An 11,467-nucleotide genomic window follows, 5' to 3' on the forward strand; every position below is an offset into this window, starting at 1 on the left:
TGCCCGCCGACAGCCGCCCCAGCGACTCCAACTGCTGGTCATGGCGGGTCGCAAGCTCCAGACGCTGCCGCTCCCGCTGTTCGGTGATGTCACGGAAGACGATCACCACACCACCGACCGTGGAGCCGATGTGCAGCGGCGCCGAGGAGTAGGAGACCGGGAAGATGGAGCCGTCCTTGCGAGTGAAGACCTGATCGTCGACCCGGATAGGCCGGCCTTCGGCGCGGGCCTTTCTCATGGGGCACTCGCTCGCCGGAATCGGCGTACCGTCCGCGGCCTGAAAATGCACGATGTCATGCATGCGCTTACCGAGCAGCTCCTCCTCGGTCCACCCGAGCATCTCCTCGGCCGCGCGGTTCATGGACATCAGCCGCCCCTGGTCGTCCTGGGTGTAGAGACCCTCGGCCATCTCGTCCATCACGACCGACCGGAACGCCTCGGCATCCTTGCGCTCGGTCAGGTCGACCACCACGACGCCGACCCCGATGACCTCGCCGTTGACCCGCACCGGGTAGAAGCTGGCCAGCCAGGAACAGACGCCGTCCGACTCGCCCTTGGGGTGCACCGTCAGTTCCGTACCGACGACGGATTGCCCGGTGTCGAGAACGCGGCGGTAGAGGTGCTCGGTCTGGGCCCAGATCGCCGGAACGGCCTCGGCCACCGTGCGTCCGATCAGTCTCCCGACGGGAGCCCCGGCGATGTCCGTGAACCAGTCGTTGGCCCGAATGAGCCGAAACTGGCGGTCCACGAAGCCGAAGCCCACGGGAGCGGCCGACTGCAGCGTTTCCAGAAGCGTGAGCGTCTCGGCGGTCTGCCGCTCGGAGCGGCGCAGGCTCTCCTCCAACGCCTTCCGGTCTTCGATGTCACTGGCGGTGCCGATCCACTTGGCGATCCGGCCATCGGCGCCACGCACCGGCACGCTCCGCCAGGAGTGCCAGCGGAACTCACCGTCGGCGCGGCGGATCCGGTACTCCGACTCGAAGGCGGTCTCGGCTCGGGCGGCCTCGTCCCAGGCGTTCCGGGCGCGTTCGGCGTCGTCGGGATGGATCAGCGCCACCCAGCCCCAGCCCAGGTTCGCCTCCTCCGGCAGCCCGGTGTACTCGACCACCCACCGATTGACGTACTCCGTAAACCCGTCGGGCGCGGACACCCACATGATGTGCGGGAGTGAGTCGGCGAGCAGCCGCAGGTCGTTCTCGGCCAGCAGCAGGCCCCCGCCGAGCAATGGATCACCGCTCTGGCCCGCCGACCCCACCGTCTCCCCCACCATGCCTGCGCCCTTCTGCCGATTTGCTCCTAATATCGGTACTTACCTGATCTATCGTCCAAGAGCCACGCTGACGCAACAGTCGAGCCGGAAAGGGTGCTACGTCTCAACCTGCCTATCGTGAAGGGATGACCGACATCGGCGACTTCGCGCGCCTGATCACGGGCGACCACGGCCTGTGCGTCGTGTCCACGCTGCGGCCGGACAACACGATCCAGGCCTCGGTGGTGAACGCCGGCGTGCTCGACCATCCGCTGACCGGCCGTCCGGTGGTGGCGTTCGTGGCGATGGGCGGCAGCCGCAAGCTGGCCAATCTACGGATCCACCCGCGGGCGACCGTGGTCGCCCGGGTCGGCTGGGAATGGGCGGCCGCCGAGGGCCCGGTCGAACTGGTCGGCCCGGACGATCCGGTCCCCGGGATCGACGCCGAGCGGTTGCGCCTGCTCCTGCGGGAGATCTTCACCGCGGCGGGCGGTACGCACGACGACTTCGACACCTTCGACCGGGTCATGGCGCAGGAGCGGCGGACGGCCGTACTCGTCACCCCCGAGCGGCTGTACTCCAACGCGTGAGATTCGGCGTTATCAAGAGCCGACGCCTCCCACCAGCCGACATAGCGGCGAATTGATCGTTTTGCACTCCGCTGGAGCGGGTACGGCGAAGACCTGCTCGTACCCGCTCCATGGAGGGACTCGCCTAGATGGATTCCAGCACCCCCGCCAAGGCGGTCAAGGACGTCGTGGAGTCGGCCGCCGAGAAGGTGGCCGACTTTCTCACTCCGAACGTTCCCGGATCACCGGGCAGCGCCCCGCCGAGCGTCGAGGAGCCGACGGCGCCGCGCGAGCCGTTGCCGCCGAAGAAGGAGCAGGGCGCGCCGGCAGGCGCGAACGGCCAACAAGGCAGCTACCTCACGACCGCGCAGGGAGCGCGCCTGCGCGACACCGACCACTCGCTGAAGGCGGGACCGCGCGGCCCGATCCTGATGCAGGATCACCACTTCCGCGAGAAGATCATGCACTTCGACCACGAGCGCATCCCCGAGCGCGTCGTGCACGCCCGCGGCGCCGGGGCCCACGGCGTGTTCGAGGCGTACGGCACCGCCGAGGCGGTGACCAAGGCAGGCTTCCTCAGGAAGGGGAAGAAGACCGACGTCTTCGTCCGGTTCTCCACGGTGCTCGGCTCGCGCGGGTCGGCCGACACGGTACGGGACACCCGTGGCTTCGCGACCAAGTTCTACACCGACGAGGGCACCTTCGACCTCGTCGGCAACAACATCCCGGTCTTCTTCATCCAGGACGGCATCAAGTTCCCCGACATCATCCACGCCGGCAAGCCACACCCGGACCGCGAGATCCCGCAGGCGCAGAGCGCGCACGACACGTTCTGGGACTTCGTCTCGCTGCACACCGAGGCGCAGCACCACACGATGTGGAACATGTCCGACCGCGCGATCCCACGCTCGTACCGGACGATGGAGGGCTTCGGCATCCACACCTTCCGGCTGATCAACGAGGCCGGGGAGACGGTGCTGGTCAAGTTCCACTGGAAGCCCAAGCTCGGCGTGCACTCGCTGGACTGGGAGGAGGCGCAGCTCCTCGGCGGCATGGACCCCGACTTCCACCGCCGCGACCTGTACGACGCGATCGAGGCCGGCGCGTACCCCGAGTGGGAGCTCGGCATCCAGGTCTTCCCCGACACCCCGGACGAGACGTTCGAAGGGATCGACCTGCTCGACCCGACCAAGATCGTGCCGGAGGAGCTCGCACCGGTACAGCCGATCGGCAAGATGACGCTCAACCGGACACCGACGAACTTCTTCGCCGAGACCGAGCAGGTCGCCTACCACCCCGGCCACCTACCCCCGGGTATCGACGTCACCAACGACCCGCTGCTGCAGGCGCGACTGTTCTCGTACCTCGACACGCAGCTCACGCGACTGGGCGGGCCGAACTTCGCACAGATCCCGATCAACCGTCCGCATGCTCCGGTCAACGACATGTTCCGGGACGGCTTCCACCAGCACGCCGTCCACGCCGGGGTCGCACCGTACCGGCCCAACTCGCTCGACGGTGGCAACCCGTTCGTCGCGGGCGACGGCGAGAACGCGTTCGTGGACGCGCCTGTCACGGTCGCCGAGGCGACCAAGGTCCGCGCCAACCCCGTCTCCTTCGACGACCACTACAGCCAGGTCCGGCTGTTCTGGCAGAGCATGTCGCCGGTCGAGAAGGAGCACATCATCCGCGCGTACACCTTCGAGCTCGGCAAGTGCTACGAGCAGGCGATCAAAGAGCGCCAGCTCCAGTGCCTGGCCAACATCGACCCGGTGCTGTGCCAGGAGGTCGCCACCGGCCTGGGCCTCCCCGCTCCGGAGCCGACCATCCCGCTCGCTGAGGTCACGCCCAGCCCCGCGCTGTCGCAGGTGGGCAAGGAATGGCCGGCCGACGGCCGGACGGTCGGCATCGTCGTCGACCCCGACGGCGACCTCGACGGCGTCCGCGAACTGCGGCAGGCGGTGTTCGCCGCCGGTATGGTGCCGCTACTGATCGCCCCGCACGGCGGCATGGTGGCGGACCTGCCCGTACAGCGGACCTTCGCCACCGGCCGGTCGATCGAGTTCGATCTGCTGCTGTTGGCCGGGGCACCGGTACCGGCGCCGGACGCGCTGCCCGCGCGGGACGCCAAGGCGGGCGCGGACAACTCTGCCGCCGTCGACCCGCGCGTGACGCTGCTGGTCGAGGAGTGCTGGCGGCACGCCAAGGCGATCGGCGCGTGGGGCGCCGGCGCCACCGTCCTCGCACACGCGGCGGTCACCAGCACACCGGGCGTCGTCGTGGGCGACTCCGCGACCGAGGTCTTCACCGAGGTGCGGCAGCTGATGGCCGCGCACCGGGTCTGGGAGCGGTTCCCTGCGTCGGTCGCCTGACGCGGCACGGCCATCCGGCCGCCGCACCTCGAGGTGCGGCGGCCGGGTGCGCTCTGGAACGGGTACGCCGGCAGGTCTCCACGCACGGTGACCCACTGGGTCTCGGTGAACGCCTCGATGCGATACCCACCGTCGATTCGCGATCAATCAATCTTGAACTGGTTCATCAAGCGGCGCAGGTCCGTGGTGATCTCCGCCAGGCTGCCGGCGGCGGCTTCTGTGCTCTGCGCTCCGGCGTCGGTCGCCTCGGCCGATCGCGCCACCGTGCCCAGGTTCTCCGCGATCTGCGTGGTGGCCTCGGCCGCGGCGCTCGCGCTGCGGCCGATGTCGTTGGTGACGGCCGTCTGCTCCTCCACCGCAGTGGCGATCGCCAGCTGGGTCTCGTTTATCTTCTCGATGATCCGGCCGATCTCGGCGATGGCATCGACGACGCCGTCGGTGTCCTCCTGGATCGCGGCCACCTTGGCCGTGATGTCCTCGGTCGCCTTCGCCGTCTCCTTGGCCAGTTCCTTGACCTCGCCGGCGACGACCGCGAACCCCTTGCCCTGCTCGCCGGCGCGCGCTGCTTCGATCGTGGCGTTGAGCGCGAGCAGATTGGTCTGCTCGGCGATCGCTGTGATCAGCTTGACGACGTTGCCGATCTCGGCAGAGGAGGCGCCCAGCCGGGCGACACGTTCACCGGTCTCGGCGGCCCGGTGCACCGCCTCGGCGGCCACACCGGCCGCCTCACCCGAGCCCCTGGCGATGTCCCGGATCGACGCGCCGAGCTCCTCGACGGCGGTGGCCACGTTGCCGACGTTGGCGTTGACCTGTTCGGCCGCCGCTGCGAGTTGGCCCGTCTGACCGCTGGCCTCCTGCGCCGTGCCGACCAGTTGCCGGCTGGTCGCCGCCAGTCCGCCGGAGGCGTCGGTGAGCCGCTCGGTGTTGTCGCGGACGGCGCCCACCGCGGTCGCCATCTTGCTGGCGAACCGGTTGAAGGCGGCGCCGAGCGCACCCAGCTCGTCCCCGCGGCTCTCGTCGACGCGCTGGGTCAGGTCACCCTCGCCCTCGGCGATCTCCATCATTCGTCCCCGCAGTGAATCGAGCGGACGGACGATCGAACGGCTCAGAAGCACCATCAGGACCGCGACGACGACCAGCGTGACGGCGGCGACGATGAAGATCAGGCGCTGCAGCGCGTCGGCGCCGGCCAGTACCTGGGCGGTCGGGATGCTGACCAGGAAGGCCCAGGTGTCCACCGACGACACGGCCACCGGTACGGCCAGCTGGACCGCGTCACTGTGGAGGCGGCCGTCGGCGGCGAGCCGCTGAACCGGCTTACCGCTACCGGCCGCCTGGGTCGCCTCGCCCACCAGCCCCTGGTCGGGCAGCGGCTTGCCGATGATCGCGCTGTCCGGGTGCGCGACCGCGACACCGGTAGCGGTGGTGAGCATGGCGTAGCCGGTGCCGTATGGCTTGATCTGGCCCAGCTCGGTCTGCAGGGTGGACAGGGCCAGGTCGACGCCGATCGCGCCGAGGAAGGTGCCGTTGACGACGACGGGCGCCACGACGGAGGTCATGAGGACCTCCTTGCCACCCACCGAATAGAGATACGGGTCGAGCACCTTCTCCTTGCCGCTCTTCTTGGTGAGCAGGTAGTAGTCGCCCGCTCCCGGTTTCTCGTAGTCCGCCAGTGCTTCCACGGCGATCTGACCGCTGCCCCGGTTCCAGTACGACAGATAACGGCCGGTGGCATCGCTGCCAGATGCGTTGGTGAACCGCGCGTCCGCCCCGTCAAGGGCGTTGGGTTCCCACACGCTCCAGGCGGCGAGCCATGACGGGTGCGATTCCAGGGTGGTACGCAAGATGTTGTCGAGCTCAGTACGCGACAGACCGGCGGTGGTCCGGAGGGAGCCGACCGTGCCCGCCTTCTCCCGCACGGCCTGCATCGCCTCGCCGATCGTACGGTCCACGATCTGGCTGTGCCGGAGGGTCAGTTCCTGGCCGTAGGCGAAGGCCTGTCGCTTGGCCTCGGAACTGCTGTTGACGACGACGATGCCGACCAGCGCGCCGAAGCCGGCGAGGAAGAGCACAAGGACTGCGGCCGTTAATTTGACCTTGATCGTGAAACGTTTCACCATCTGCAACTTTCGCTCGGTTACGCCGAACGTCGGCAGCAAATGCCAGATCTGAGAGTTGCTTGGATAACGGTCCGGCCACAAAAGCCGATAGGGACCCTGTTACGGAGAGAAGCAGTTCACCTACCTGTTCGACTTCGGCGCCAGCGAGGGATCTAAATCTGGCCGGCGTAGAAGCCGTACCGGGCAAGGGGCTCGACGATCTGCTGCTCCTCGTACGCCAGATGCGACAGCAGCGTGTCGGTGAGGAGGTCGACCGCTTCCTGCAGTTCGCTGAAGCCGCCGGGGTTGCCCATGAGGTTGACCAGGGCCCGGTCGACGCCTTCGACGACCTCGTGGATGATGACGTGCTCGGCTTCCAGCCGGTCGATGACGGGCACCAGGCCGGCGTCGGCGCCGCGCAGGTGCGGGAAGATCGCTTGGTCCTCGATTCCGTGGTGCTGGGTGAGCAGCGTGCAGTAGGAGGCGCAGTACGCGCCGAGCGTCCAGTTGTTCTGCCGCATCGTCAGCTCGTTGAGCGCCGCCCGCGCCCGGCCCGCGGACATCGCGCCCTGCTTGACCTGCTGGAGCAGCTCACGGATCTGGGCCAGTTCCTGGCGGAGATGGTCGTGCACGTCGACGAGGTGGCGTCCGACCGCCTCGGCCTGGTCGGAGTAGACGTGACCGGCCGGGGCCGGCGGGCCGACCGGGCGGGTTGACTCGTCCCAGAGAGTGCGGCCGCTGAGCCGGGTGGTGGGCGCCGGCGTGGGCGTGACGGCGAACTCCGGCGTACCGCTGGCGGAGATCACCTCTCGCTCCTCCGGTGCGGCCGCCTCCTTGCCGGCCTCCGGGTCGGCTCGCTGCGCCGCGACGAGTTCCCGTACCGCGGGCGCGACCTCCTGCCCGAAGAGCTGGATCGCCGCCGGGTCGTCGCCCATCAGCAGGAAGCCGGAGATGCCATGGTCGAGGGCGAGGCCGGCGAGCTCCTCCACCCACTGGCTGGGCGGCCCGACGAGCAGGCCGGCGCCGGAGTTGGTGAACTGGCCGGAGATGTTCAGCAGGCGGCGTACCGACCGGGGGTCCCGCCCGGCGGCGACCGCCGCCTCGTCGATGTGCGCGTTGAGGTCGACGAGGTCGGCCGGGCCGCCCGGCAGGTACGGCAGCGAGGGCAGCCAGCCGTCGGCGGCGCGGCCGACCAGCCGCAGCATGCGCGGCTTGTACGCGCCGACCCAGACGCCGATGGCGTGCGCGGGCGCCGGTCCGCGCTTGGCGCCGACCACCCGGTAGTGGTCGCCGTCGACGCGTACCCCGCCGCGCTGGTCGGCGTCCCAGACCTCGCGGAGGATCCTGATCGCCTCGTCGAGGGCCTCGACGGACTGGCCCGGGGTCAGGCGCCGGCCGCCGGCCGCCTCGATCGCGTCCCAGAACGCGCCCGCGCCGAGGCCGAGCTCGACCCGGCCGCCGCTGAGCAGATCGAGGCTCGCCGCGCTGCGGGCCAGTACGACCGGCTGCCGCAGCGGCAGGTTGAGCACGTTCGGGGCCAGGCGGATGTTGGTGGTCGCGGCGGCGAGATAGGACAGCAGCGTCCAGGCGTCGAGGAAGCCCGCCTGATAGGGGTGATCCTGGAACGTGGCGAGGTCGAGCCCCGCCTGCTCGGACAGCTGCGCCAGCGCCACCACCCGCTCCGGTCGCTCGGCGGTCGGCGTGAGGAAACTGCCGAAGAGCAGGTCGTGCCCGTAATCCGTCATGTCTCGACTTCCATCTGTGGTTGATCGGTCGCCGGTTGATCGTTCGCCCGCAGCCCAGCGTACCGACGGTAGTTGAATGCTCAAGTGACTAGCCGCACAGGTGCGCCCCATCGGGGGCCGGCGAATGCGGGCGGCGTTGAATGGGAATCATGGGATTCGAACTTGCCGGTCGCGGTGCGACGGCCGTGGTCACCGGCGCCTCCTCGGGAATCGGGGCGGTCTACGCCCGCGAGTTGGCCAAGCGCGGGTGGAACCTCGTCCTGGTCGCGCGCCGCGCGCAGCGGCTGGACGACCTGGCCGCGCAGCTGTCCGACGTCAAGGTGGAGACCCTCAGCGCCGACCTCGCGAAACAGGAGGACCTGGACCGCGTCGCGGAGCGGGTCGCCAGAGACGACGTCGCGCTCCTGGTCAACAACGCCGGGATCAACGGGTACGGGCCGTTCACCGAGGTCGACCCCCAGGTGCTGCAGCAGGTACTGGCCGTGAACGTCGTCGCGCCCACGATGCTCAGCCGGGCCGCACTGCCCGGCATGCTGGAGCGCGGCCGGGGCGCGGTCGTGAACGTCGCGTCGCTGCTCGCCTTCGCCTCGGCGATGCCGCCGAACCCGCTGCCGTGGCGGGCCACGTACGCCGGCACCAAGGGGTACGTCGTCACGTTCACGCGTACGCTCGCGGCCGAACTCGGCGACGACAGCCCGGTGCAGCTCCAGGTGCTGTGCCCCGGCCTGACCGCGACGGAGTTCCACCTGACCACCGGCATGGAGTCGGTCGGCGGCCGGGAGGAGCAAGTGCACGCCGAAGGCGGCATGCCGGCCGGGGACGTCGTCACCGCGTCGCTGGTCGGCCTGGAGCGCGGTGAGGTCGTGTGCGTACCGGGGCTGGAGGATCCCGCCGCGGTGGAGCGACTCGTCGACGTCGAGTCGGTGCTGCGGTCGGCCAGCCGGTCCCGGGGCATGGCGGCGCGCTACCGCTCATAGTCACGTTGGCGGATAAGGGTTCCCACGTCGTACTACCGGACCCGCATCATCTCTCACACCACGGCCAGGCCACGGGCGGTATCTGGGCGTTCCCCACCAGGTGGAGCAGATCCACGCCAACCCGAAGCAGTCGTCCTTTCGACGTTGACGGCCTCGTCATCCACCGAGGGCGCGGCGCAGGTCTTTCATCAACAGCAGCAGGTGCATGGGATCGGTCGGGCTCGGCTCGAACTTGGCCAGCCGGAGGTAGAAGTCGCGGGCGGCCTCGGTCTCGCAGTGGATGAGCACCGCCCGTACGCCGATGACCTCGGCGACGGCTGCGATGCGCCGCAGCGCGTCAACCACCAGCGCGCGTCCCAGCCCGGCGCCCTGGGCGGTGTGGTCAACGCCGAGCCGGGTCAGGATCACCACCGGCTGGTGGTAGCGGCCGGCACCCTGCATCAGGCGCGGCGCGGCATCCGCCGGGGCGACGCTTCCGGCGGCGAGGGCGTAGTAGCCGACCACTCGTTGGTCCGGGTGGTCGGTACCGCGGACGACGTACACCCGTGACAGGCCCGCCCGGTGGGCTTGCAGGGCGTGCTCGACCAGCCAGACGGACTGGGCCGGCGAGCCGCAGTCGAAGCCGGCCAGCACGTGCGCGGCCGACAACGGCTCGACCGGCGAGAAGCGGGAACTCACCGCTGAGTGCTGGCCGGCGGGGCGTCGAGCACCGTCGGCGTGGTCAACAGCTCCCGCAGCCCCGCAACATCCTGAGCCGGCCGCTCAAGCGCCGCGTCGAACACCTGCCACGCCGCCTCGTCCAGCACGAACACCCGCCGGTCGGCCAGCACGTCCGCCGCCGCCTCGGTCGCCGCCTTCAGCACAAATGTCGACACGCTGGCCCCGGCAGCTCGGCTGGCCGCCTCCAGCAGGGCCTTCTGCTCGGCATCCACCCGCAGGTGCAGCCGCTCCGCCTTCGCACTCACGAGACAATCGTACGCACAACGTACGCCATTCGACAATCACAGCACTACAAGATCGGACTTGGGCTCAAAACTGCTATACAGGATCAAGAACGGCCCGGCTGACGCCGGGCCGCGCGCACGCGCTACGGCCTACGGCCCTGCGCGCACGCCGACCGGCGGCACGTCTCTCCTTACAAACGACGAGCACGACGAGTCAACCAACCCGGCTCCATTGAGCCCGGGGAACATCAGAGCCTCTACCGGACCCGGAGCAGTTCACGTAGCGCTCCACCTACTCGCTCGCTTTGATGATCCTACCTATGGATGTCCCGGGCGCCATCCTCCGCACACCCGTCCGAAGCTGGACGCAGAGTTCCCAGTAAACGTCGTAGGGAACGACCTCGAGGTTGTCCACCTCGTCCTCGCCCCCGAGGAAGAGCGGCACCTTGCAGCCGATGCACTGGTCATAACGAAGCCGCGTGAACTCCGGGTGCGCGGCGCGCCATTCATCGAAGAATCCCGCCGCGAGCGCCGTCGGATCCTCCACAAGGGTCTCGTCGTGAAAGGCGCGAATACCCATTCCGCTCTCCATGTACTCGCCCGCCCCCGGCTCCACCAGTACGACAAGGGGCTCACCGCGACCGCTCATGTCGATCGCGAGGTTCCGCCCCAACCAGTCGAAGCCGAAGCAGTACATGCTGTCGGCAAAGCCTTGAATGAGACGGGCGCAGAACTCGTTGGAGTCGGCTGCGGTACGAGGGGTGTGAATGCGATACAGCCCGTCGTTGAAAGTCAGTCCGGCCATACTACGGAAGAGCTCCGCAAGGTCCGGGGGAACGGCACCGAGGTCACCGGCTGGTGCCTCGTCGAGGCGATCGGTCACCCGGTACTGGGTCAGGAAGTTCTCCAACACGGCCGACTCCCAGGAGAGATTGTGATCGGGGCGGGGAGCGGTCCAACGGGTGGCGCGCTCCCCGCCCCGGGTAAACCTACTAAGGGTTATCTCGAAATGATCCGTAGACCGCCCACCCAGGTCACCGGGCGACAGCCCCAGCTTCTTGATCTGCTTGTCGGTCTGTGAGCCGAGGCTCCGGTTCACAGACCGGTCGAACAGGCTCATGTTGGAAATGTCGTCCATACCATCCAACTGCAGTTCGACGGTGTGGCCGACATCCATGCCGGTCTTCGTCTTGTTACCCGCGCGCGTCCACGCCTTCGACGCGGTTCCCTTCCTGACTGGGCCCCGGTTTGTGGTCCACCGGCTATGAGAGCGTTGGTTGCCGGTTGGTGATCCACTGGTCGTGGAAGGCGTCGGGGGTGAGCCAGTCCAGCGAACCGTGGGCTCTGTAGGTGTTGTACTCGACGCACCAGTCTTCGGCCGGTACCTGAGCCTCCAGCAGGGTGTGGAACTGTTCGCAGGCCAGGAACTCGTCGCGGAAGCGGCCGTTGAATGACTCGCAGACGCTGGTCTGCGCCTCTATAAGACCCGCCGGTGACCCAGTCAACCTAAAT

10 protein-coding genes are annotated in these 11,467 nt (G+C 68.8%); 3 read left to right on the forward strand and 7 right to left on the reverse strand.

What is annotated here, in order from left to right; translation table 11 throughout:
* A partial coding sequence (locus HC028_RS00005; protein WP_168071636.1) for a PAS domain-containing protein occupies window positions 1-1,270 on the reverse strand: 1,270 nt, incomplete at its 3' end.
* Window positions 1,271-1,395: 125 nt separating this feature from the next.
* Between HC028_RS00005 and HC028_RS00010 the strand changes: the two genes are divergently transcribed.
* Window positions 1,396-1,839: a pyridoxamine 5'-phosphate oxidase family protein gene (locus HC028_RS00010; RefSeq protein WP_168071637.1), complete on the forward strand. Its 444-nt coding sequence runs from the start codon at window positions 1,396-1,398 to the stop codon at window positions 1,837-1,839.
* A gap of 128 nt (window positions 1,840-1,967) precedes the next feature.
* Window positions 1,968-4,190, forward strand: a complete 2,223-nt coding sequence (locus HC028_RS00015) for a catalase (RefSeq protein WP_168071638.1) — start codon at window positions 1,968-1,970, stop codon at window positions 4,188-4,190.
* A gap of 143 nt (window positions 4,191-4,333) precedes the next feature.
* Here HC028_RS00015 and HC028_RS00020 read toward each other — a convergent pair whose 3' ends face one another.
* Both HC028_RS00020 and HC028_RS00025 read right to left on the reverse strand, forming a co-directional pair.
* Window positions 4,334-6,307: a methyl-accepting chemotaxis protein gene (locus HC028_RS00020; protein ID WP_168071639.1), complete on the reverse strand. Its 1,974-nt coding sequence runs from the start codon at window positions 6,305-6,307 to the stop codon at window positions 4,334-4,336.
* A gap of 155 nt (window positions 6,308-6,462) precedes the next feature.
* A complete protein-coding gene (locus HC028_RS00025) occupies window positions 6,463-8,034 on the reverse strand; it encodes an LLM class flavin-dependent oxidoreductase (RefSeq protein ID WP_168071640.1) in 1,572 nt (523 codons plus the stop codon).
* Between the two features lie 149 nt (window positions 8,035-8,183).
* On the opposite strand from HC028_RS00025, the gene HC028_RS00030 reads away from it, so the two are divergent.
* Window positions 8,184-9,011 carry an SDR family NAD(P)-dependent oxidoreductase gene (locus HC028_RS00030; protein WP_168071641.1) on the forward strand — a complete coding sequence of 276 codons (828 nt, stop codon included), beginning with the start codon at window positions 8,184-8,186 and terminating at the stop codon, window positions 9,009-9,011.
* Window positions 9,012-9,167: 156 nt separating this feature from the next.
* Here the strand turns inward: HC028_RS00030 and HC028_RS00035 are convergent, their stop codons facing one another.
* The 4 genes from HC028_RS00035 to HC028_RS28030 all read right to left on the reverse strand — a co-directional run bounded on the left by HC028_RS00035 (window position 9,168) and on the right by HC028_RS28030 (window position 11,460).
* Window positions 9,168-9,689, reverse strand: a complete 522-nt coding sequence (locus tag HC028_RS00035) for a GNAT family N-acetyltransferase (RefSeq protein ID WP_168071642.1) — start codon at window positions 9,687-9,689, stop codon at window positions 9,168-9,170.
* Window positions 9,686-9,976 (reverse strand): type II toxin-antitoxin system TacA family antitoxin, encoded by a 291-nt coding sequence (locus HC028_RS00040; RefSeq protein ID WP_168071643.1) that lies wholly within the window; start codon window positions 9,974-9,976, stop codon window positions 9,686-9,688. Before HC028_RS00040 ends, HC028_RS00035 begins: the two co-directional genes overlap by 4 nt.
* 271 nt (window positions 9,977-10,247) lie before the next feature.
* On the reverse strand, window positions 10,248-11,075 hold the full coding sequence (locus tag HC028_RS00045) for a T6SS immunity protein Tdi1 domain-containing protein (protein WP_168071644.1): 828 nt from the start codon (window positions 11,073-11,075) through the stop codon (window positions 10,248-10,250).
* A gap of 142 nt (window positions 11,076-11,217) precedes the next feature.
* Window positions 11,218-11,460 carry an integrase core domain-containing protein gene (locus HC028_RS28030; protein ID WP_168071645.1) on the reverse strand — a complete coding sequence of 81 codons (243 nt, stop codon included), beginning with the start codon at window positions 11,458-11,460 and terminating at the stop codon, window positions 11,218-11,220.
* Window positions 11,461-11,467: the final 7 nt, after the last annotated feature.

The sequence above is a fragment of the Planosporangium flavigriseum genome, from assembly GCF_011947225.1.
Classification (GTDB): Bacteria; Actinomycetota; Actinomycetes; order Mycobacteriales; family Micromonosporaceae; genus Planosporangium; species Planosporangium flavigriseum.

Excerpts from the sequence above, each read along its gene's own strand:
- HC028_RS00025 (WP_168071640.1), bottom strand. The coding sequence starts at position 8,034 with ATGACGGATTACGGGCACGACCTGCTCTTCGGCAGTTTCCTCACGCCG.
- HC028_RS00045 (WP_168071644.1), bottom strand. The coding sequence starts at position 11,075 with ATGAGCCTGTTCGACCGGTCTGTGAACCGGAGCCTCGGCTCACAGACC.
- HC028_RS00015 (WP_168071638.1), top strand. The coding sequence starts at position 1,968 with ATGGATTCCAGCACCCCCGCCAAGGCGGTCAAGGACGTCGTGGAGTCG.
- HC028_RS00010 (WP_168071637.1), top strand. The coding sequence starts at position 1,396 with ATGACCGACATCGGCGACTTCGCGCGCCTGATCACGGGCGACCACGGC.
- HC028_RS00030 (WP_168071641.1), top strand. The coding sequence starts at position 8,184 with ATGGGATTCGAACTTGCCGGTCGCGGTGCGACGGCCGTGGTCACCGGC.